Origin of the sequence: Thiohalophilus sp., assembly GCF_046483665.1 — a bacterium.
In the GTDB taxonomy this organism is placed as follows: domain Bacteria; phylum Pseudomonadota; class Gammaproteobacteria; order UBA6429; family Thiohalophilaceae; genus Thiohalophilus.
Window position 1 is genome coordinate 139,046 of record NZ_JAWOCR010000021.1, and the last position, 22,411, is coordinate 161,456.

Genomic DNA, 22,411 nt, shown 5'->3' on the forward strand with positions numbered 1-22,411 from the left:
GATAGGTAGTCGTGACCGATAATCATAGCAAGCACACCGATACCGTGGCCCAGCTGGTTCCCATGGTGGTTGAGCAGACCTCGCGCGGCGAACGCTCTTATGACATCTATTCACGTCTGCTCAAGGAGCGGGTGATCTTTGTGGTGGGGCAGGTCGAGGATCATATGGCCAACCTGATTGTGGCCCAGCTGTTGTTCCTCGAGTCCGAAAATCCGGACAAGGATATCCACCTTTATATCAACTCGCCTGGCGGTTCGGTTACAGCAGGGTTGTCAATTTACGACACCATGCAGTTTATCAAGCCCGATGTGAGTACGATGTGTATCGGGCAGGCGGCCAGTATGGGCGCGGTGCTGCTGGCCGGTGGGGCGAAAGACAAACGTTTTGGCCTGCCACATTCGCGCACCATGATTCATCAGCCGCTCGGCGGCTTTCAGGGCCAGGCGTCGGATTTTGAGATTCACGCCAAGGAAATCCTGGATGTGCGCGAGCGTCTGAACCGGATTCTGGCCGAGCATACCGGTCAGCCACTGGAACAGATTCAGAAGGATACCGACCGGGATTTCTTCATGAGCGCGTCACAGTCCGTCGAGTATGGGTTGATTGATGAGGTTATGATCAACCGGGACAGTGGTAAGGACGCATAAAGGGATTTTATCCCGAGGCGGGGAGCTAAACGCCTGTATGCAATAGGGCATTTAACCGTGCATTCGCTACTTGAAAAATACGTCAAATCGACGCATGGTATGAATACAGTCAGCACACATTTTGAGGTAGGGACATGAGTGACGACACAACCAATTCCGGTGATAACGGCAAGCTGTTGTACTGTTCTTTCTGCGGCAAGAGCCAGCACGAAGTACGCAAGCTTATCGCGGGTCCCTCCGTGTTTGTTTGTGATGAGTGTGTTGAGTTGTGCAATGACATCATTCGCGAGGAAGTCCAGGAACAAAGCGGTTCGGTGACCGGCAGCAAGCTGCCCACCCCGCACGAAATCCGTGACAAGCTCGACGAATACGTCATCGGCCAGGAACGCGCGAAGCGGGTGCTGGCCGTGGCGGTGTACAATCATTACAAGCGTCTGGAATCGGCTCAGAAAAAAGACGATGTGGAACTGGCCAAGAGCAACATTTTGCTTATCGGGCCGACCGGCTGTGGCAAGACCTTGCTGGCCGAGACACTGGCGCGGCTATTGAATGTGCCATTCACCATTGCCGATGCGACCACTCTCACCGAGGCCGGTTATGTCGGCGAGGATGTGGAAAACATCATCCAGAAGTTGCTGCAAAAGTGTGACTATGACGTTGAGAAGGCCCAGACCGGGATTGTTTATATCGATGAAATCGACAAGATCTCCCGCAAGTCTGACAATCCCTCTATTACCCGGGATGTTTCCGGCGAGGGGGTCCAGCAGGCCCTGCTGAAGTTGATCGAAGGGACCGTGGCTTCCGTGCCGCCTCAGGGCGGGCGCAAGCACCCACAGCAGGAATTTTTGCAGGTGGATACGGGCAATATTCTGTTTATCTGCGGCGGTGCCTTTTCCGGTCTGGACAAGATCATCCGCGATCGCTCCGAGCGCGGCGGTATTGGCTTCGGCGCCGAGGTCAAGACCAAGCAGGAAAAGAAAAGCGCCAGCGAAGTGGTCAGCGACGTCGAGCCCGAGGATCTGACCCGTTACGGCCTGATTCCCGAGTTCGTCGGTCGTCTGCCGGTGATCGCCACGCTTAACGAGCTGGACGAGGAGGCGCTGGTGGAAATCCTCACCCAGCCCAAGAACGCGCTGACCAAGCAATATCAGAAGATGTTCGAACTGGAAGGGGCCGATCTGGAATTCCGCGAATCCGCCCTCAAGGCCGTGGCCCACAAGGCCATGGAACGCAAGACCGGCGCGCGCGGTTTGCGCTCCATTCTTGAAGGCGTGCTGCTGGATACCATGTATGACCTGCCCTCGCTGGAGGATCTGAACAAAGTGGTCATCGATGATTCTGTGATTCGCCAAGAAGGCGAGCCCCTGTTCATTTATGAAAGCTCGGATTCCTCCAGAGCGGCCTCTGCCGAAGACTGAAAGGATTAAGGGGTATTTCGATACCCCTTAATTATTATGGTCAGGCAAAAATGACCGGCAGCTGTTGAATTCCTGAGTACAGAACCCCAGATTAGCCTGTAATGGTCCCGCGGGACCTCATGCAAACAAGAGATACGTGATTATGTCCGATATGATAGAAGAACCGTTGACTGAAATTCCGGTCCTGCCGTTGCGGGACGTGGTGGTCTATCCCCACATGGTCATTCCGCTGTTCGTCGGTCGTGAAAAATCGATTCAGGCGCTGGAATCAGCCATGGAAGATAACAAACAGATTCTCCTGGTAGCGCAAAAGAGTGCTGCCGAGGATGATCCCAAGGCCGACGACATGTACCGCATCGGTACCGTGGCCAGTATTTTGCAATTGCTCAAACTGCCTGACGGGACCGTCAAGGTTCTGGTCGAAGGGGGTAAGCGGGCCAAGGTTCTGAACTTCAACGAAGCCGAGGGCGAGTATTTCATCGCCCAGGCGAAGGTACATGAAGAAGAGACAGTCGATGATCGCGAAGCTGAAGTGCTGGTGCGTTCACTGACTACCCAGTTTGATCAGTACGTTAAACTGAACAAGAAAGTCCCGCCGGAAATTCTGACCTCCCTGTCCAGTATTGATGATCCGAATCGGCTGGTCGATACCATTGCCGCGCACATGTCGCTGAAAATCGAGGAGAAACAGAAAATTCTCGAAAACTTCTCGCTGCGTGATCGCGTGGAACAGCTGATGGGATTGATGGAATCGGAAATCGATCTGCTGCAGGTGGAAAAACGCATCCGCGGTCGCGTCAAGCGCCAGATGGAGAAGAGCCAGCGCGAATATTATCTGAACGAACAGATGAAGGCGATCCAGAAGGAACTGGGCGAAATGGACGACGTGCCCAACGAGATCGAAGATCTGGAAAAGAAAATCGAAAATGCCGGCATGTCCAAAGAAGCCAAGACCAAGGCCAAAGCCGAAATGAACAAGCTGAAGATGATGTCACCCATGTCGGCCGAGGCCACCGTGGTGCGCAATTATCTCGACTGGCTGGTCGGTGTACCGTGGAAGAAACGTTCCAAGGTGCGTAACGATCTGGCCAAGGCCGAACAGGTGCTGGAAGAAGACCACTATGGTCTGGAGAAGGTCAAGGAACGAATTCTCGAGTACCTGGCCGTGCAAAAACGCATGAAGAAAATGAAAGGTCCGATCCTGTGCTTGGTGGGACCGCCCGGTGTGGGCAAGACCTCCATCGGCAAGTCACTGGCTCGTGCCACCAACCGCAAGTTTATCCGCATGGCTCTCGGTGGCGTGCGTGACGAGGCGGAAATTCGCGGTCATCGTCGCACCTACATCGGCTCCATGCCGGGCAAGGTGGTACAGAACCTGTACAAGATCGAGACTCGTAATCCGCTGTTTCTGCTCGACGAGATCGACAAGATGGCGATGGACTTTCGCGGCGATCCGGCCTCGGCCCTGCTCGAAGTGCTGGACCCGGAACAGAATCATACCTTTAACGATCACTATCTGGAGGTCGATTTCGACCTGTCGGACATCATGTTCGTGGCAACTTCCAATACCATGAACATTCCGGCCCCGCTGCTGGACCGCATGGAGGTGATTCGCCTGTCCGGCTATACCGAGGACGAGAAGGTCAACATCGCCCTCAAGTACCTGGTGAGCAAACAGGTCAAGGCCAACGGGCTCAAGGAAGCTGAGGTCGATATTACCGAAGAAGCCATTCTGGATATCGTCCGCTATTACACCCGCGAAGCCGGGGTGCGTAATCTGGAGCGCGAAATTGCCAAGATCTGCCGCAAGGTCGTCAAGGAGGTCCTGCTGGAACCGAGCGATACGACTGTAGTGGTCAAGGCCGACAATCTGGAGAAATACCTGGGCGTGAAACGTTTCCGCTTCGGCATGGCTGATGAACAGGATCGGATCGGTCACGTGACCGGACTGGCCTGGACCGAGGTCGGTGGTGAACTGCTGACCATCGAAACCGCCGTCATGCCCGGCAAGGGCAAGCACAATATCACCGGCCAGCTGGGCGATGTGATGAAGGAGTCTATCCAGGCGGCCCTGTCGGTGGTGCGCAGCCGCGCCAATGTGCTGGGTATCGAACCGGATGTGTTCGAGAAGAAGGACATCCACGTGCACGTGCCCGAAGGCGCCATCCCCAAGGATGGGCCCAGTGCCGGTATTGGCATGTGCACCGCGCTGGTCTCCTCCCTGACCGGCATCCCGGTGCGGGCCGACGTGGCCATGACCGGTGAGATCACCCTGCGTGGCGAGGTATTGCCTATCGGCGGTCTCAAGGAGAAGCTGCTGGCGGCGCACCGCGGGGGTATCAAGACGGTCCTGATTCCGCATGAAAACGAGCGGGACCTGACCGAGATACCTGACAATATCAAGGAGAAAGTGGATATTCGCACGGTCCGCTGGATCGATGAGGTGTTTCAGGTCGCACTGACCCGCCAGCCCGAGGAGCTCAATCCGGCCAAGGGTGAAGAGAAGGCCGAGGTGGTTAAAAACAGCGATAATCCGGATCAGCCGGGCACGCTGCGGCCGCATTGACCCTGCAACCGAATCGGATTGACAGGCTTGTCAAGGACTTTATTACCGGTCTGGAGGATTAAACCGGTAATGATTCCTTGACCGTCTGTGGCTCTGGTTGGTATAAAAATTCTCAAATAATATCCTGTATGACCGCCGGTCTCGCACTGGCGGTGTTTTTTTTACCTCACACAACACTGAAAATAAGGGGGACCCCCACTGTGAATAAAGCCGAACTGATCGATGCAGTTGCCGAAGGCGCCGATATTTCCAAAGCCGCCGCCACCCGTGCCGTAGATACCATGTTTGACAGCATCACCAGCACCCTGAAGCAGGGAGACCAGGTGACGCTGGTTGGCTTTGGTACTTTCTCCGTGAAGGAACGTGCGGCCCGTACCGGACGCAACCCGCGCACCGGTGAAGCGATCCAGATCGCTGCTTCAAAAGTTCCTGGATTTAAGGCTGGAAAAGCGCTGAAAGATGCCGTAAACTAGCGCGCCTTTGCTGGGGTGGTTAGCTCAGCTGGGAGAGCATCGCCCTTACAAGGCGAGGGTCGCAGGTTCGATCCCTGCACCACCCACCAGTTCGGACCGGTAGTTCAGCTGGTTAGAATGCCGGCCTGTCACGCCGGAGGTCGCGGGTTCGAGTCCCGTCCGGTCCGCCAACGCTGAAAAGGGCGAGCTTTAACGAGCTCGCCCTTTTTTTATTTTATTTAAGTGTCCCGTTGTCCCGTTGTCTCGTCTATCCGTCCGCAACACTCGCCAGGCTGTTTTCCTCCCTGAAATCTTCAACCTCGACCGCTGTTCAGGCGGTACTACATCACGGTTTGCAAAATCCATTGCCTCAAACCGCCGATAACCTTCATCGATCTGGCCTGTTTCAACCGGATATTCCCCTGACCGACACAACTTTCCCCGGACAGCCGGCTTGACTGTCCACCTGAGAGGTTTGTCGGCATCGGTGGCGCGGCGACCTACAGCCGTAGATAATACCCTGTCAGCAACCCGTTCCAGGCACTGTAGTAATATTCCCGACGCGGCCGGTTGGCATAGACATCCACGCCTTGCCAGACCTCGGCGGGTGTCCGTTCGGCCAGGTTTTGATGTGGCCGAACGAAGTTGTACCACGTTCTGAATTGACCCAGGGCGCCGTTGAGCTGGGCCAGATTATCCACTTCCCACAGTTCGAGCTTTTGCTTGAGCGTGCTGAAGAACCGCTCGATTCTGCCGTTCATCCACGGACACCCGTTGTCTGTGTTCTGATGCTTGATGCCCAATAATCACAAACTGAACCGGAATAGCCTGGAGGTAAAGATTACTTCGTTATCGGTCCGAACGATTTTGGGCTTGCCGTAGTGTTCGATGGCGTCCAGAAGATGGCGGAGCAGGGTGAGGCTGGCCTTGTCTTTCAAACCGATAAGAACCAGGCTCGCGCGTGAAGCATGCTACACGATACCGAGAATGTTGTGGGGGCTTCCTCGGGTATCCTGCTTACCGGTCAGATCCAGCCCCCAGATCAGGTTGTGCGGCCCAGGCCGGGGCTGTTTCTTCTTCAGGTTCTTGCGCAGCAGGGCGATCTCGTGCCGGTGTTTGACCAGTACCCCGTGCACATAACTCTTGCTAACTGACTCTTTCCCGGCAAAGCGGCGATTGAAGCTCGCCGCCAGCGCCCGACAGCCTTGATCCGGCATCAGCGCCTTCATGCGGATGAGCTCCTTTGCCACCCAGGCGGGTTTTCTCGGGAAGCGGCAGTAGCGGGCCGTCGGTTCAACCGCCTTCTTGCGGCCGTAGACAGGGAAGCGTTTTCGCAGTGTCAGAACCAACGCAATACGACGCAGGACCGGGTGCAATGTCCGGTAGAGCAGGTAGATGAACAGCATGGTGTGAAATTTTTATTGTATAAAAGAAGATGGTAACTTTTTCGGCTTGCCCGTTAGCAAGACTCTTATTATTTCTTTTCAGGAATTGCTCTGCCTCAATCCCCGCTTGTTTCAGAATGGCCCTCAAGGTGCCTTCGGGCATATCGCCGGGATGGTTTGGAATGGTGGTGTAGCGTTTAGCGGTGGGTTGTACCATATCTCGTGGGAACCCGCCGCCTGGCGGTCAAACTCGAAACCGTGCCGTTTTAGCCGTTTGATGATTTCGTGATAACGAAAACCGGTCAGCCGCCCCATTTAGCTCACGACCAGCGGATAGTCGAAGGACTCCCCTGTGGTCTTGAGATTGGCCGGTTCCTGACGCTCTGTCTGGGCCTCAAGCAGCTTTTTGGCCACGTCGCGGGCAATCTCCAGGGTCTCGGTGACGGTCCTGCCCTGGGCCACCAGCCCGGGCAGATCCTCGGAGGTCGCCAGATAGACGCCTTCCGGCAGATGCTCGATATGGAGATTGACGATTTGTTCCATAATCTTCACCAAGTGGAGTCCAAGCAATTGAATTACAATCAGTTTACCACAGATTTCTGCTGACGCGAGCCAAATCCCCAGCCGCCTGGTAGGAATTACCTACCCCATTTTACAGACAATAACGTCACCTACACCTATGGCGACGACAGCCCCGAGATCCGCGCCAACAACCAGGTCGGGCGCATCCGGGCCGTCAGCTACCAGGGTGCCACTGAGGCCCGCGAGTACAGCAAGTTTGTGGTCAAGTGTGACCAACTGGCCTGCTTACTCTTTATTCTTGTGTGAATAAAGTTAGAATAGGCGCTTCGTCCACAACTGAAACTGTTTAGTTATGATGCAACTGATTCGTGATCGCGCCAAAGGGCTGTTTGTCTGGACCATCGTCGGTCTGATTATCATCACCTTTGCCCTGTTTGGTCTGAGCAGTTATCTCACCGGTGGGGGAGGGCCGAGCAGCGTGGCGGAAGTCAACGATACGGAAATCACCGAAAATCAGTTGTTACGCGCGCAGCGGAATTATCTGGAGCGTTTACGGCAATTCCAGGGCGATCAGTTCGATGCCTCCCTGTTCGATAATGCGCAGATCAAGCGCGAGGTATTGCAGGGACTGATTCAGCGCGAACTGGTTCAGCAACATATCAACGACACCGGCTATCAGCCCGGCTCCCAACAGGTACTGGGTGCCATCCAGGAGTACGACGCATTTCAGGAGGAGGGGCGTTTCTCCAGCGCGCGCTATAAAACCCTGCTGCGTCAGCAGGGCATTGCGGCCGAACAGTTCGAGCGGGATGTGGCCAGTGACCTGGCGTTCGAACAATTACGCAACGGGATTGCTGGCAGTGCCTTTGTCACCGACGCCGAATTGCAGCGCTATTTGCGCCTCAAATACCAGCAGCGCGAGATCGGGTATCTGGTACTCGATGTGGCTGGTTTTGTGGATCAGGTCGCGGTGGATGAGTCCGAGGTTGAAGCCTTCTATCAGGACAATCGCGGTCGTTTCATGACGCCCGAGAAGGTCCGTCTCAACTACCTGGAGCTCGATCTGCAGAAACTGGCCAGACAGTATGAAGTCAGTCAGCGGGAAGTCGAGGAATTTTACGCCAGCCAGAAGGAGCAGTATCGCGAGGGCGAAGAGCAGCGCGAGGTCAGCCATATACTGATCGCGATCAATGCCGAACGCAGCCAGAGCGAAGCGCTCGAAAAGGCGCAACAGCTCTACCGCGAGTTGCAGCAGGGCGCCGACTTTGCCGAGCTGGCGCGGACCCACTCGGATGATCCCGGCTCCGCCAGTGAAGGGGGTGATCTGGGGCGGATTGAACGGGGGGCTTTTGATCCCGAATTCCAGGAGGCCGCGTTTGCTCTTGAAGAAGACGCGATCAGCGAGCCGGTCAAAACCCGCTTTGGTTACCACCTGATCAAGGCCGACTCGGTGGTCTCTGCGCCGGTGAAACCGCTCGCCGAGGTCGAAGATGAAATCCGCCAGGAGCTGCGCATGCGTCAGGCGGAGCAGGATTTCTACGAGAAGGTCAGCGAGCTTGAGCGTTACAGCTATGAGATGCCCGACTCACTACAAGGGGTGGCCGAGCAGCTCGATCTGGAACTCCGGCAAAGTCCGATGCTGACCCGCCAGGGTGGGGAGGGTGTCCTCGGCCATCCCAAAGTGGTGAACGCGGCCTTCAGCGAGGAGGTCCTGCAGGAGGGGCGCAACAGCGAGGTGCTGGAGCTGAGCGATACCCATTTTCTGGTGTTGCGGGTTAACGAACACGCGCCGGCCAGTGAAAAATCCCTGCAGGAAGTCCGCCCGCAGATTGTCCGGCAGCTAAAGCGACAACAGGCGCAGGAGCTGGCTGTCGAGGCGGCGCAGTCCATCCAGGCTGAGCTGGAGCAGGGCGCTGCGCCCCAGACGCTGGCGGCGCGGTATGACGCCGACTGGCAGACGCCCGGATTGATCGGCCGCCGCGCGCAACAAGAGGGTGCGCAGCTGGACGAGAGTCTGCGTCAGGCGGCGTTTCGGATGCCGGCCCCGGATGAACAGGGGCAACCCAGCGTGACCACCACGGCCCTGTCTAACGGCAATGTGGCCGTGATTCGTCTGCAAGCGATCCGCGAGGGAGAGCTGCCCGCCGGGGAAACCCTGGAAAGTGAACGCCAGCAACTGGCCGCCGCCTTTGGTGTCAGCGAATACAATGCCCTGGTGGAAAGTCTGCGTCAGGAGGCGAAAATCCGTATCAGCGATGACCTGAGCGGCGAGGAATAACAATCTGCCCCGGGACGCGGTTCGCCGCTTTGAGGCGGTAACAGCCTGCCGGGTAAACAGCCCGCTGGAAGACGAAGGGACCAGGCCATGCTAAAACTTAAACTCCACTGGCAGATCCTGATTGCGCTGGTGCTGGCGGTACTGATCGGGGCCTGGGCCGGTCAGGAGGGCACGCTGTTCGGGGTACGCCTGTACAGTGTCTTCGACTTTGTTGGCAGCCTGTTCCTCAATGCCCTGAAGATGATCATCGTGCCGCTGATCGTCTCCTCGATTATCGTCGGGATTGCCGGGATCGGCGGCGGCCACGGGCTGGCCCGGATCGGCGGCAAAACGCTGCTCTATTACATGGCCACCAGCCTGGTGGCGATTCTGATCGGTCTGTTTTTCGTCAATCTGTTATCGCCGGGTATCATCGATGGCCAGCCGGCCAACGAGGTCCTCGGGCTTAGCCAGCAACAGGCGGGTATCGCCCGGGAGACGGTTGGCGAGCGGGGCGCGAATGACATTGCCGGCGTCTTTTTGAGCATGATCCCGGCCAATATCGTTGCCGCTGCTGCCAACGGGCAGATGCTGGGGTTGATCTTCTTCAGTCTGTTGTACGGCTTTTTCATGGCCCGGATCGAGGAAGACTTCGCTGAAGCGCAGTACAACTTCTGGAACGGCATGTTCAACATCATGATGGCCATTACCGATCTGGTCATGAAGTTCGCGCCGCTGGGGATCTTTGCCCTGGTGGCAAAAGTCGTGGCGGAGACTGAACTGGATCAGCTCACGGAGCTGGCCCAGACGCTGGGACTGTTTGCCGCGGCGGTGTTACTGGCCCTGTTGGCGCACGTGCTGATCTTTTTGCCGCTGCTGCTCAAATTCCTCGGCAAAGTGCGCCCCCGGCGCCACTACCGGGCCATGGCGCCGGCCATGCTGACCGCGTTTTCGACGGCCTCTTCCGCGGCAACTCTGCCGCTGACCATGGAATGCGTGGAGAAAAACGCCGGGGTTTCCAACCGCACCAGTAGCGTGGTCCTGCCGCTGGGGGCAACCATCAATATGGACGGCACGGCGCTGTATGAATGTGTGGCGGCGATTTTCATCGCCCAGGCCTACGGCCTGGAGCTGGGCTTTGCCACCCAGTTCACCATCGTCCTCATCGCGTTGCTGACCTCCATCGGCGTGGCGGGAATCCCGGCCGCCAGCCTGGTCGCCATCGCCATTATCCTGGCCGCCATCGGCCTGCCCCTGGAAGCGCTGGGGCTGATCCTGGCGGTGGACCGGATACTGGACATGTTCCGCACCTCGGTGAACGTGTTCAGCGACTCCTGTGGTGCGGTGATCATCGCCCGCTCTGAGGGGGAGACCGACCTGCTGGTGGACGAACAACCGGCTGTAAAAACGGCATAAATCCTTCGCCGCTGACAAAAAGGGCCGAGGGCTGAGGGACGAGTTACGAGGAAAGGCTTCACCACCAAGACACCAAGTTAAAAACTCAATTCTTCTGAACAGTTTTCTTCGTGTCTTGGCGTCTTGGTGGTGAGTATTTCTGGTTGAGGATTTACTCGTCGTCGAGCGGGCGCATGCCGATGGTGCTGTAGCCGGAGTCGACGTAGGTAATTTCACCGGTGATGCCGTTGGCCAGGTCGGAGCAGAGGAAGGCGGCGGCGTTGCCGACGTCCTCGATGGTGACGTTGCGGCGCAGCGGGGCGGTGTTTTCCACTTCGGTGAGCATTTTTCTGAAATTACCGATTCCGGCCGCGGCCAGGGTTCTGATCGGGCCGGCGGAGATGGCGTTGACGCGGATGCCGTCGGGCCCCAGGCTCTGGGCCATGTAGCGCACGTTGGCTTCCAGGCTGGCCTTGGCCAGGCCCATGACGTTGTAGTTGGGCATGGCGCGCACGGCCCCCAGATAGCTGAGGGTCAGCAGGGCGCCGTCGCGGCCTTCCATCATGTTGCGCCCGGCCTTGGCCAGGGCCGCGAAGCTGTAGGAACTGATCTCGTGCGCGGTCCGAAAGCCGTCGCGGGTTACGGCGTCCAGATAATCACCTTCCAGTTCATTGCGTGGTGCGTAAGCAACCGAGTGGACGATGATATCCAGTCCATCCCAGTAATTGTCGAGCTGATCGAAGACCTTGCTGATTTCCTCGTCGCTACTGACATCACAGGGAATGGTGATTTCTGAATCGAGATCGGCGGCCATTTTGGCGACCCGATCTTCAAGTTTGTCGTTCTGATAGGTGAAAGCAAGTTCGGCGCCCTCGCGGTGCATGGCCTGAGCAATGCCCCAGGCGATGGAGCGGTTGCTGGCAAGACCGACGATCAACGCGCGTTTCCCTTGTAGAAATCCCATAGTTCACCTTGCAATTAAGTTGTTTTGAATTCGGTTGTGGGCGTCCCGGACGTTCGCCAACAGCATCATAAGGTACCGAAAATTACCATCCAGGGGAAGGCTTGCATCAGATTCCACGGCTTGTTCGCCGGCAACGAGGTGGTTATTCTGAGTCTCGACCGGGTTTGAAAATAGTGTACCATCGAAGATCTCAGTATAAATATAAAAGGCGTAGCGAGTCCCGCCATGGAAAAACGGTTTACCTTTAAAGATTTCTTTCTGTTTGCCTTTCTGGCCCTGTTGTTCATCACCTTACTGTTATCGATGTACATGGTCGATCGCCAGTGGGCCGAAATGGCCGGGATACAGCGCACGATGAACGAGCAGGCGGAGGATATCCGGGCTTTGCGGGGTTCGATTAATCGTCTGGAACGTCGACTTGAACGTGGCGAAATTGCCAGCGACGGCGGCGGGTCGGCGCAGTCGGAGGCGGAACTGCCGGCGTTCGAACGCGCGCTGGCCGCCACCCGCGAGTCCGATTTCGCCCGCGGTGACTGGCTGGTGGACTCATTTGGTACCGGAATCAAGACCATCACACCCCTGGTCTCCAGCGATGCCTATGCTTCGCAGGTGCAATCCTATGTCCAGGAATCCCTGCTGACCCGCGATCCCGACTCGCTCGAATGGGTGGGGTTGATCGCCCGCGACTGGCAGGTCAGCGACGACGGGCTGAGCTTTACTTTCCGGTTGCGCGAGGGGGTCAAGTTTTCCGACGGTGAACTTCTGGATGCTGACGATGTGGTGTTCACGTTCGAGTTTATCCGGAATCCGGCCATCGCTGCACCGCGCGAACGGGCTATCTATGACAAGATCGACAGCGTGATTGCCACGGGTCCGAATGAAGTGGTGTTCAAATTCAAGGAGCCTTACTTCAACAGCCTGGCGTTGGCCGGCGGCATGGCGATCATGCCGCGCCATTTTTATGAACCGTATCTCGACGAGCCGGAAACCTTTAACCAGTCCAAGGGGTTGCTGCTCGGTTCCGGACCCTATCGACTCGCCGATCCGAAAGGCTGGACACCGGATCAGGGGCTGGTGGAATTGCAGCGTAATCCGCGTTACTGGGGACTGCAGCCCTCGTTTGGCCGGGTCATGTGGAAAGTGATCCAGAATGATGCTGCACGACTGACCACCTTTCGTAACGGCGAGATAGATACCTACAGTGCGCGGCCGCGTGAATACCAGACCTTGCTGGATGACAAGTCACTGATGTCCCGCAGTCAGCGGTTTGAATACATGAGTCCCACCGCCGGCTACAGCTACATCGGCTGGAACCAGCAACGCAATGGCAAGCCGACCCGGTTCGCTGATGCGCGTGTGCGCGAGGCGATGACCTACCTGACTGATCGGCAACGCATCATTAACGAGATTATGCTCGGTTATGCCGAAGTGGCGATCAGTCCATTCAACCCGCGCAGCGAACAGCATGATCCGGCACTGGAACCGCGCCGGTTTAATCTGGACAAGGCACGCCGGTTGCTGGGCGAGGCGGGCTATCGTGATCGCAACAATGACGGCCTGCTGGAAGGGCCGGATGGTGAAGCATTTGAATTCGAGTTGGTGTTCTTCCAGGACAGCGAGGACACCCGGCGTATTGTACTGTTTCTCAAGGATATCTATGCCCGGGCCGGTATCTCCATGATCCCCAAGCCGACCGAATGGTCGGTGATGCTGGATCTGATCAACAAACGCGATTTCGATGCCATTACTCTTGGCTGGACCAGCGGGGTGGAAACCGATATTTACCAGATATTCCACAGCAAGCAGATCGAGTCCGGCGGCGACAACTTTGTCGGCTATGAAAATGAACAGCTTGATCAGCTTATCGAGCAGGCACGCGGCACAGTGGATGAGGCCAGGCGGATGCCACTGTGGCAGGAAGCCGAGCGTATTTTGCATAACGATCAACCCTACACATTTCTGATGCGACGCGAGTCACTGGTATTTATTGACGAACGTATCAAAAACCTGCAAAACACCAACCTGGGACTGAACCTGGGAATCCTGCCGGTGGAAATCTATGTGCCGCTGGATATGCAGAAATATAATCGCTAGCTGATCCGGCAACATTGGCCCGATGCACACCTATATTCTTCGCCGCCTGTTGTTAATGATCCCGACCTTGCTCGGGATTACTATCGTGGTATTCACTGTTATGGCGGCAGCCCCGGGAGGGATCAGTGCCCAGAGCCTGGTGGAAGGACAAAATCTGGAGCCGGAAGTCAAAAAGGCGATGGAGGAGTACTATAACCGCCTCTATGGGCTGGATCAGCCGGCGCCGGTGCAATATCTGCGCTGGTTGAACAATATCTCGCCGATCGGATTCACTTTCGATCAGGATAACCGGGTCGATGGGTTTTCGCTGACCAAAGGGGTCGAGCTGGGCACCAGCTTTCGCTATGGACGCCCGGTCGCAGATCTGATCGAGGAGCGTTTGCCGATTACCCTGTTGCTGAATATTCTTTCCATTCCGTTAATCTACGTGGTGGCGATCGCCATTGGGGTACATGCCGCGACTCAGCGTGGCAAGGCCTTCGATGTCGGTTCGGGAGTGACACTGCTGGGCCTGTGGTCGGTACCGACCATGCTGGCGGGGGTGTTGCTGATCGGCTTTTTTGCCAGTGATCAGTACTGGCACTGGTTTCCCACCGGCGGTCTGAATCGGCGCGAGGCACTGGATATGCCTTTCATGCCTCACTGGAGTTCGTCAGGCGATCTCGTGCTGTTGTTTGTGGCAATGGCACTCTCTGTGGCACTGTTCATTATGCTGAGCTTGCGAGCTGCCAGCCGTTGGCGCACTGCCCTGATGGGGACACTGGGCGCGGTGCTGGGTTTATTCATGACCGCGGCCTTGCCCGGCGAGACGACGTGGGTATTCTGGCTGCTGAACAGCGTAGTACTGGCTGCCTGTCTCGGCCTGATCGGCTACACCGACTATGCCGCGCTGCGCACTACCATGATGGGTCTCCTCGGGGCGGGGATCGGGGCGGGGATCGCCGTTTATTTCATGCAGGGTGACTTTCTGCGAGGCTTCCTTCTGGATCGGCTCTGGCATCTGATTCTGCCGGTGCTGTGCCTGTCATATGGCGGTTTTGCCTTTCTGGCAAAACTGACGCGCAGCGCGGTGCTGGAGAATCTGTTGTCCGATTACGCGCGCACCGCCCGGGCCAAGGGGGTTCCCGAACAACAGGTACTGTGGCGACACGTTTTTCGCAACAGTTTGCTGCCCCTGATTACGGTAGCCGCAGCACTGTTGCCCAGCCTGTTGGGCGGTTCCATTATTGTCGAAGCGCTGTTCAGTATCGACGGGATGGGCAAGCTGGCGGTGGAAGCGGTCCAGACCCGGGATCGCGAACTGGTACTGTCGATTACCCTGATAGGGGCACTGTTGTCACTGCTGGGTTATTTGCTGGCCGACCTTTGTTATGCGATTGCCGATCCGCGGGTCAGTTATGAGTGAGCCAAGACAGCAACGCAGTTATGCGGCCCAGGTCATGCGCGAAGTGTTTACCAAATGGGCCGCGCGTATTGGCCTGGCCTGGATCGGTTTGCTGGTATTCGTGGCCGTGTTCGCGCCGCTGCTGGCCAGCAGCTATCCCCTGCTGTTGAGGGAACAAGGGAGCCTGTCCAGTCCCCTGTTGCGCTATCTGGGCGCGGCCGATGTGACGTTGTTGATTATTTTCTTCAGTGCCGTGGCGCTCTGGTTTATCCGGATTCGCCTGCGGCTCCGCTTCGGTATATTACTGCTGATCGCGCTGGTCGCCACGGTACTGTGCAACGCGCTGGTTTCCCCGCCGAAATTGAGTGTCTATGAAGAATATCGGGATAAGCAGCGGGCCGGCGCCTATGAGTGGGTGATTACGGCGCCGATTCCCTATTCGCCCAAGGATTATCTGCGCGACGCCGGGGATACCGGTCTGGAAGCACCGTTGAGCGCCAGCGAACGCCAACACTGGTTCGGAACCGATGAAAATGGCGCCGATGTGTTGAGTCGCATGATCCATGCTTCGCGCATCGCACTGGGCATCGGGTTTGTCGCCACCGGCATCGCGATGCTCATCGGTACTTTGATCGGTGGTCTGATGGGGTATTTTTCCGGCATATACGACATGCTGGGCATGCGCCTGGTGGAGATATTCGAGGCGATCCCGGTCCTGTTTTTGCTGTTAACCTTTGTCGCCTTCTTTGGGCGTAATCTTTACGTGATGATGATCATCATCGGCATCACCAGCTGGACCGGTTTTGCCCGCTACGTGCGGGCGGAGTTTCTCAAATTGCGACAACAGGAATTTGTCCAGTCGGCGATTGCCTGCGGATTGCCGCTGTATTCGATTCTGTTTCGGCATATTTTGCCCAACGGCATGGCGCCGGTGCTGGTCGCCGCCTCCTTCGGTGTCGCCTCCGCGATTCTGGCCGAGGCGACCCTGAGTTTTCTTGGTCTCGGACTGGTGGATGACCCCTCCTGGGGACAGATGCTGAATCAGGCAGTACAGGCGGCCACGTTCAACTGGTGGATGGCGGCCTTCCCCGGAGGAGCCATTTTCCTGACTGTGTTTGCCTATAACCTGATAGGGGAGTCCATGCGCGATGCCATCGATCCCCATCTGAAAAAATCCGCGCGGTGAGATCGTTATGAGCCGCTTACTTAAAGTGGAAGGACTGCAGACCTGGTTGCGCAGCGGCGATGAGATGATCCGCGCGGTGGATGATGTCAGTTTCGAGATAAACAAGGGAGAAACCTTTTGTCTGGTCGGGGAGTCGGGCAGCGGCAAGTCGGTTACCGCGCTGTCGATCATTCAGTTGCTGCCGCAAGATATCAGCGAGCATCCGGGTGGTCGGGTGCTGTTCGACTATCGGCATAACGACGGCCGTACGGAACAGGTGGACATGCTCCGGCTGGATCCGGCCAGGACACTCAACATTCGCGGCTCGCGCATTGCCATGATCTTTCAGGAGCCGATGACTTCGCTCAACCCGGTGTTCAGTGTCGGCGATCAGATCATTGAGGCATTACTGCTGCACAACCCGGACATGAGCGAGGCCCGGGCACGCGAACGGGCCATCGCCGCGCTCGAGCAGGTCAAAATCCCCAATGCCGCCGAGCGGATCGATGATTATCCGCACCGCCTTTCCGGCGGCCAGCGCCAGCGTGTGATGATTGCCATGGCCATGGCCTGTGAACCCGATTTGCTGATCGCCGACGAGCCGACCACGGCGCTGGATGTCACCGTGCAGGCCGAGATTTTGCGGTTGATGAAAGAGTTACAGCAGCGGCGCGGTACGGCGATTTTATTTATCACGCATGACTTCGGGGTGGTCTCGCAAATGGCTGATCGGCTGGCAGTGATGCAAACAGGCAAAATTGTCGAATCCGGACCCCTGCAGCAGATGATCAATCGACCCGGCCATCCCTATACTCGCAAGCTACTGGCGGCGCTGCCGGAGAACCTGCCGCGCGAGGTAATTACTCACGACAGCGAACATAGCAAGACCACCGATATCCTGCTCGATCTGCAGGGCGTTGAAGTCCATTTTCCTGTCAAGAAGGGGTTATTGCGGCGTACTGTCGATTACGTCAGGGCGGTCGACGGTATCGATCTGAGCATTCCCAAAGGCCAGATTCTGGCACTGGTCGGAGAATCCGGTTGCGGGAAGAGCACCCTCGGCCGTGCAATTCTGCGCCTGACCGATTCCACCGCCGGCAGGATCCACTTCGATGGTTGCGAGATTACTTCACTACCGCGCAGGGCCCTGCAGCCGTTGCGACGAGAAATGCAAATCATCTTTCAGGATCCCATGTCGTCGCTCAACCCGCGCCTGTCCATTGCTGCGACGCTGACTGAACCGATGAAGGTACACGGCATCGGCGAGTCGAAGGAAGAGCGTCTGGATCTGGCCAAACAGATCCTGGAAAGAGTGCATCTCAAGGGCGATTATGTGTGGCGTTTCCCGCATGAATTCTCCGGCGGTCAGCGCCAGCGTATCGGTATCGCTCGCGCCCTGGCGCTCAATCCACGTTTCATCGTTTGTGATGAAGTGACCAGTGCGCTGGATGTCTCGGTACAGGCCGAGATTCTGCAAATGTTGCTGGAGCTTCGCCGCGAGCGGGATCTGACGTTACTGTTCATCACGCATAATATCGGCGTAGTGGAGTACGTCAGCGACGAGATGCTGGTGATGAACGAAGGGCGAATCGTGGAACGCGGCCCAACCGATCGTATCAGTCGCGACCCGCAACACGAATACACCCAAAAATTACTTTCAGCTGTACCCCGGGTTCAGTTCAGCCATTGATAGTCAGACCAGGGTGACGAGACCCTGTTAAGGTAACCGATTTGCTATTGGGATTAATGATTTTTTATCGCAGAGACGTTTATGCGCGTTGTGTGTGTTCAGAGCGCGCCTGATTCGATTATAGGTCCGCAAATGCACGCGAATTAACGCGAATGAATTCATGAATTTTATTTGCGTTAATTGGCGTTTATTAGCGGATAGAATGACATTTTACTTTGCGTACTTTGCACTCACGCAATGGGCATAAACGTCTCTGCGGTGAATTTTATTAAATCGGAAAGGTTAGCTGGATGTCTGCATGACATCGACATACAGGGTCAGCCGTTGCCCCGGCTGGAGGTATTTGCCTTCGGGCAGGTTGTTCCATTTGCGCAACTGGCCGATGCTGACGCGGAATTTTTGTGAGATGCGGGCCAGGGAGTCACCCCGACGTACCCGGTAGCCGATACGCTTGGTCAGGCTGCGTTGGGCCGGCAGGGCAATCTGGTCCGGGTCCCGTGCGGCCTGGTCACGCAACTGTGACCAGATAATCAGGCTTTGCCCGGGTCGCAGCGGGTCGCCGGGGGCCATCGCATTCCAGGCCGCCAGGGCCCGAACGCTGACCCCGTGACGTTGCGCCAGTTGCCAGAAGGTATCACCAGAGCGCACCATATGGGTAATCTTGTTGCCCTGACGCGGGCGGTTTTGCAGGCGCTGGGTGCGCTGGGCCTGGCTGAGTCGGTAACGTTCCGGTTGCTGGCTGGCTACCGGTATCATCAGACTTTGTCCTACCCGCAGCAGGTTGCCGCGTAGCCGGTTGATGCGTTTGATGGTGTTGATACTGGTGTTGTATTGACCGGCGATACCGCTCAGGGTGTCACCCTGGCGAATGCGATGGCGTTGCCAGGTGACCATCTGGTCACGGTCCAGCCCGGCCAGACGCTTTTCAAACTTCGCGACTGACTCGATGGGCAGGAGCAGATAATGCGGACCGTCAGGCGCTGTCGCCCAGCGATTGTAGCTGGGGTTGAGTCGATAGAGTTCATCCAGCTCCAGTTCGGCCAGCTCGGCGGCTTTGGCCAGATCGATCTGCCCCTGAATATCGACCCGGGTAAAGTAGGGCTGATTGGGAATCGGATCGAGGTAAAGGCCGTATTCCTGAGGTGCGGCAATCAGCTTTTTCAGGGCCAGCAGCTTGGGTACATAAGCTTCGGTCTCACGCGGCAGATTCAGCGAGAAAAAATCAGTCGGGCGGTTGCGAGCCTTGTTACGACGAATGGCGCGATTAACGTTGCCAATCCCGGAGTTATAGGAAGCCAGCGCGTGCATCCAGTCACCGTCATAATAGTCATGCATGCGCTTGAGAAATTTGGCGGCCGCTTCGGTTGAAGCATAAATATCGCGGCGACCGTCGTACCACCAGTTCTGCTTCAATCCATACAGACGGCCGGTTGCAGGAATGAATTGCCAGATGCCCGAAGCCCGCCCATGGGAGTAGGCAAACGGTTGAAAAGCGCTTTCGACGATCGGCAGCAGGGCGATCTCCAGTGGCAGATCATACTGCTCAAGCGTTTCCACGATATAATGCAAATAGGGGCGGGCACGTTGTGCAACCCGCTTCATATATTCGGGATGGCGGGCATACCAGCTGAGTTGTTGTTCGACGCGCGAATGGTCGACGTCCGTCAGCTCAAAACCATCACGAATTCGTTGCCAGATATCCGGGGCTGGGGCCGGTTCGTCCGACAGCAGGGAATAGACTGTTTCATCGCGCATCAACAGCGGAAACGGTGCATCACCCACAACCATCGAGACATGTTCCGGGGGGGGCGCGGTGGGTTCGATTTGCACGTCGCCAGAGGTGGATGAGGGCAGGGCGCAGCCGCTCATGGCCGCCGTCAGCAAAACAACGATCAGTATGCGCATGTTGTTATTATCAATTCTTTGATGAGTTGACGACAGACTATAGTGAATACAGATAGTAAAAACTGTGAACCAGGTGGTCAAGCTTTATCAACGGCGGCGAGATTCCCCCCACCGCGCAGAGCAGGCATACTGGTACCAGGGGTGAATCGGTCCTAGATCAGGAAATTATGAAACTACGCCGTCAAAAAAACGACCCGCGCCGATTCCATCGTTGTCCGGGAGGGGAACAGGTCGGGATCCGGCTCGAACAATGGTATGCCACCCGCCTGGGGCGTTTGCTGGCCGAGCAGGAGCAACAGCAGCTGGATACGGAGCTGGTGAATCTGTTTGGCTATCATCTGCTGCATCTGGGCAGCCCCGCAGACGAGGCAGTTTTGCGGTCCAGCCGGGTCAACCACCGCATGCGTACCCGGCTCGACCCCGACAGCCGCGCCGCAGAGCAGGATGAGCGCGTATTGTGTCTGCAGCCCACCGCCTTACCGTTTACCCCCGACAGCCTGGATGTCGTGGTGTTATCCCACGTGCTGGAGTTTTCAAACGACCCGCATACCGTCCTGCGGGAGGTGGGACGCAGTCTGATCCCCCAGGGGCATATGGCCATACTGGGTTTCAACCCCCTCAGCCTGTGGGGGCTGGCCAGTCTGTTGCGCGGCGGCAAAGGCCAGTTGCCCTGGTGTGGCCATTTTATGACTCTCACCCGACTCAAGGACTGGCTGGCCCTGCTCGGGTTTGATGTGGTGCAACAGCGTCGCTATTTCTACCGGCCTCCCTGGCAGCGGTCGCGCCTGATGCAACGGCTGGCGTTTCTGGAGCGGGTCGGGTCTCGTTTGTGGCCTTTTTTGGGCGGCGGTTACCTGCTGGTGGCGCGCAAACGGGTGGTTACCCTGACACCGATCCGACCACGCTGGCGAGCGCGGCGACGCATCGCTGTGAGTGGCCTGGTAAAACCAATGAATAATGAAAGACAACAAAAAGGAGCCCGTTTTGAGCCAGATCGTTGAAGCTTTTACCGATGGCGCCTGCCGCGGCAATCCCGGGCCGGGCGGCTGGGGTGCCTTGCTGCGTTATAATGGCCATGAAAAACGGCTACACGGCGGCGAGCTGCAGACCACCAACAACCGCATGGAATTGATGGCCGCCATCCAGGCACTGGAGAGCCTTTCCCGACCCTGTGAAGTGCATTTGACGACGGACTCGACCTATGTCCAGAAAGGCATCAGCGAATGGTTGGCAAGCTGGAAAAAACGCGGCTGGAAAACCGCCTCTAAAAAACCGGTCAAAAACATCGATCTCTGGCAACGCCTGGACGCGGCGGTGCAAAAGCATCCGAAGGTGCACTGGCACTGGGTCAAGGGTCACAGTGGCCATGACGAAAACGAGATTGCCGATGAGCTGGCCAACCAGGGGATTGACGACATGCTTCGCATGTCTTCCCAGGGGCTAGATTCTAGGGGCTAGGGGCTAGGGGCTAGGGGCTAGGGGCTAGCCCCTAGGGATGGGGTGATACGTTGCGCAATGCGTGAATTTGAGAAGGGAATGGGATACCCTCGTGAAAATGGCACTTGCTTTATTCGTTACTGAATTTTCCGGTTAGGATCCTAGGACCTGGCCCCTAGATACTAGAACCTGATTTATGCGACAGATCGTCCTCGACACGGAAACCACCGGCCTGGAACCGTCCCAGGGGCATCGGATCATCGAAATCGGATGTGTCGAGCTGGTCAACCGGCGTTTGACCAATAATCGTTATCATCAGTACATCAATCCCGACCGGGCGATTGATGAGGGGGCAATCGAAGTCCACGGTATTACCCCCGAGTTTCTGTCCGACAAACCCCGTTTTACCGAAGTGGCCGCGGATTTTGTCAATTTTATCCGGGGTGCTGAGCTGATTATCCACAATGCCCCGTTCGACGTGGGTTTTATCAACCACGAACTCCGGCGCCTGGCGGAGGGGAGCCAGCCGGTCGACAATTTCTGTCGAATCATCGATACGCTGGTGATGGCGCGCCAGCTACATCCCGGGCAGAAAAACAATCTCGATGCCCTGTGCAAGCGTTATTCCATCGATAATTCCTCGCGTGAGCTGCATGGGGCCCTGCTCGATGCCGAGATCCTGGCGGAAGTCTATCTGGCCATGACCGGCGGTCAGGTGACGCTGTCACTGGAGAGGCGGGGTAGCAGGGAGACAGCTGACCGGTCCGAAGCGCGCCGCCCGCTGGCGGCGGATCGCCCCCCGCTGAAAATCCTGTCCGCCAGCGAGGATGAGCTGCGCGCTCATCAGGCCCGCCTGGAAGCCATCGACGGGGCCAGCGACGGTCAATGTCTGTGGCGCCGTCTCGAGCCCTGAGTACGTAACCCGTAACCTGGCCGGGCGGGCGGTGCTTCGGGTTTCAGATTTAAAAACAACCAGTTGGATGGCGCAAAAAGTTTAAAGTCAATCCCCCCGACTGCCGACATACTTATCAAGCCCGGAGAGAATCGTTGTTCCGGACAAAGTGAGAGAGCGATGTTTTGTTGTATTGATTGTTGTGTTTCCTCCCCCTGCGCAGGAATTGCGCAAATTC

Annotated in this window: 19 protein-coding genes, 2 tRNA genes and 1 pseudogene; 15 read left to right on the forward strand and 7 right to left on the reverse strand. The window is 57.0% G+C overall.

Going from position 1 to position 22,411, the window contains the following annotated elements:
• Positions 1 to 11: 11 nt before the first annotated feature.
• The 6 genes from clpP (at position 12) to R6U90_RS05915 (ending at position 5,274) form a co-directional block, all read left to right on the forward strand.
• Positions 12 to 647: an ATP-dependent Clp endopeptidase proteolytic subunit ClpP gene (gene clpP / locus R6U90_RS05890; protein WP_410351741.1), complete on the forward strand. Its 636-nt coding sequence runs from the start codon at positions 12 to 14 to the stop codon at positions 645 to 647.
• Between the two features lie 134 nt (positions 648 to 781).
• Positions 782 to 2,065 (forward strand): ATP-dependent Clp protease ATP-binding subunit ClpX, encoded by a 1,284-nt coding sequence (clpX, locus tag R6U90_RS05895; protein WP_410351742.1) that lies wholly within the window; start codon positions 782 to 784, stop codon positions 2,063 to 2,065.
• A 151-nt stretch (positions 2,066 to 2,216) separates the two neighbouring features.
• A complete protein-coding gene (gene lon, locus R6U90_RS05900; protein ID WP_410351772.1) occupies positions 2,217 to 4,631 on the forward strand; it encodes an endopeptidase La in 2,415 nt (804 codons plus the stop codon).
• 128 nt (positions 4,632 to 4,759) lie between these two features.
• Positions 4,760 to 5,104, forward strand: coding sequence for an HU family DNA-binding protein (locus tag R6U90_RS05905; protein ID WP_410351743.1), 345 nt, complete (start codon positions 4,760 to 4,762; stop codon positions 5,102 to 5,104).
• Positions 5,105 to 5,117: 13 nt separating this feature from the next.
• Positions 5,118 to 5,193 (forward strand) — tRNA-Val (locus R6U90_RS05910).
• Positions 5,194 to 5,197: 4 nt separating this feature from the next.
• Positions 5,198 to 5,274: transfer RNA gene (locus R6U90_RS05915), tRNA-Asp, on the forward strand.
• A gap of 309 nt (positions 5,275 to 5,583) precedes the next feature.
• Here R6U90_RS05915 and R6U90_RS05920 read toward each other — a convergent pair.
• From R6U90_RS05920 to R6U90_RS05940, 5 genes and pseudogenes are all read right to left on the reverse strand, one after another.
• Positions 5,584 to 5,886 carry an integrase core domain-containing protein gene (locus R6U90_RS05920; protein ID WP_410351744.1) on the reverse strand — a complete coding sequence of 101 codons (303 nt, stop codon included), beginning with the start codon at positions 5,884 to 5,886 and terminating at the stop codon, positions 5,584 to 5,586.
• Between the two features lie 3 nt (positions 5,887 to 5,889).
• Positions 5,890 to 6,021 (reverse strand): hypothetical protein, encoded by a 132-nt coding sequence (locus R6U90_RS05925; protein WP_410351745.1) that lies wholly within the window; start codon positions 6,019 to 6,021, stop codon positions 5,890 to 5,892.
• A gap of 33 nt (positions 6,022 to 6,054) precedes the next feature.
• A complete protein-coding gene (locus tag R6U90_RS05930) occupies positions 6,055 to 6,489 on the reverse strand; it encodes a hypothetical protein (RefSeq protein ID WP_410351773.1) in 435 nt (144 codons plus the stop codon).
• Between the two features lie 73 nt (positions 6,490 to 6,562).
• Positions 6,563 to 6,783, reverse strand: a pseudogene (locus tag R6U90_RS05935) (type II toxin-antitoxin system HicA family toxin); the annotation flags it as partial.
• A complete protein-coding gene (locus tag R6U90_RS05940; RefSeq protein WP_410351746.1) occupies positions 6,784 to 7,011 on the reverse strand; it encodes a type II toxin-antitoxin system HicB family antitoxin in 228 nt (75 codons plus the stop codon).
• Between the two features lie 331 nt (positions 7,012 to 7,342).
• Here R6U90_RS05940 and R6U90_RS05945 point away from each other — a divergent pair, with 331 nt between their 5' ends.
• Together R6U90_RS05945 and R6U90_RS05950 are read left to right on the forward strand one after the other, a co-directional pair.
• Entirely contained in the window at positions 7,343 to 9,268 is a 1,926-nt protein-coding gene (locus R6U90_RS05945; protein WP_410351747.1) for a SurA N-terminal domain-containing protein, read from the forward strand.
• An 87-nt stretch (positions 9,269 to 9,355) separates the two neighbouring features.
• Positions 9,356 to 10,663 carry a dicarboxylate/amino acid:cation symporter gene (locus R6U90_RS05950; protein ID WP_410351748.1) on the forward strand — a complete coding sequence of 436 codons (1,308 nt, stop codon included), beginning with the start codon at positions 9,356 to 9,358 and terminating at the stop codon, positions 10,661 to 10,663.
• A gap of 151 nt (positions 10,664 to 10,814) precedes the next feature.
• Here R6U90_RS05950 and R6U90_RS05955 read toward each other — a convergent pair whose 3' ends face one another.
• Positions 10,815 to 11,606: an enoyl-ACP reductase gene (locus R6U90_RS05955; RefSeq protein WP_410351749.1), complete on the reverse strand. Its 792-nt coding sequence runs from the start codon at positions 11,604 to 11,606 to the stop codon at positions 10,815 to 10,817.
• 225 nt (positions 11,607 to 11,831) lie between these two features.
• On the opposite strand from R6U90_RS05955, the gene R6U90_RS05960 reads away from it, so the two are divergent.
• From R6U90_RS05960 to R6U90_RS05975, 4 genes are read left to right on the forward strand one after another with little or no spacing between them, the layout of a single operon-like run.
• On the forward strand, positions 11,832 to 13,700 hold the full coding sequence (locus tag R6U90_RS05960) for a peptide-binding protein (protein WP_410351750.1): 1,869 nt from the start codon (positions 11,832 to 11,834) through the stop codon (positions 13,698 to 13,700).
• A 22-nt stretch (positions 13,701 to 13,722) separates the two neighbouring features.
• A complete protein-coding gene (locus tag R6U90_RS05965) occupies positions 13,723 to 15,105 on the forward strand; it encodes an ABC transporter permease (protein WP_410351751.1) in 1,383 nt (460 codons plus the stop codon).
• Positions 15,098 to 16,270, forward strand: coding sequence for an ABC transporter permease (locus tag R6U90_RS05970; RefSeq protein ID WP_410351752.1), 1,173 nt, complete (start codon positions 15,098 to 15,100; stop codon positions 16,268 to 16,270). Before R6U90_RS05965 ends, R6U90_RS05970 begins: the two co-directional genes overlap by 8 nt.
• A gap of 7 nt (positions 16,271 to 16,277) precedes the next feature.
• Positions 16,278 to 17,939, forward strand: a complete 1,662-nt coding sequence (locus R6U90_RS05975) for an ABC transporter ATP-binding protein (protein ID WP_410351753.1) — start codon at positions 16,278 to 16,280, stop codon at positions 17,937 to 17,939.
• Positions 17,940 to 18,221: 282 nt separating this feature from the next.
• Here R6U90_RS05975 and R6U90_RS05980 read toward each other — a convergent pair whose 3' ends face one another.
• Entirely contained in the window at positions 18,222 to 19,844 is a 1,623-nt protein-coding gene (locus tag R6U90_RS05980) for a LysM peptidoglycan-binding domain-containing protein (RefSeq protein ID WP_410351754.1), read from the reverse strand.
• A gap of 167 nt (positions 19,845 to 20,011) precedes the next feature.
• Here R6U90_RS05980 and R6U90_RS05985 point away from each other — a divergent pair, with 167 nt between their 5' ends.
• The 3 genes from R6U90_RS05985 (at position 20,012) to dnaQ (ending at position 22,194) form a co-directional block, all read left to right on the forward strand.
• Positions 20,012 to 20,845 (forward strand): class I SAM-dependent methyltransferase, encoded by an 834-nt coding sequence (locus R6U90_RS05985; protein WP_410351755.1) that lies wholly within the window; start codon positions 20,012 to 20,014, stop codon positions 20,843 to 20,845.
• Complete coding sequence (rnhA, locus tag R6U90_RS05990; RefSeq protein WP_410351756.1) at positions 20,829 to 21,302, forward strand: ribonuclease HI; 474 nt, start codon at positions 20,829 to 20,831, stop codon at positions 21,300 to 21,302. Before R6U90_RS05985 ends, rnhA begins: the two co-directional genes overlap by 17 nt.
• Before the next feature lie 175 nt (positions 21,303 to 21,477).
• Positions 21,478 to 22,194: a DNA polymerase III subunit epsilon gene (gene dnaQ, locus R6U90_RS05995; RefSeq protein WP_410351757.1), complete on the forward strand. Its 717-nt coding sequence runs from the start codon at positions 21,478 to 21,480 to the stop codon at positions 22,192 to 22,194.
• Positions 22,195 to 22,411 lie beyond the last annotated feature (217 nt).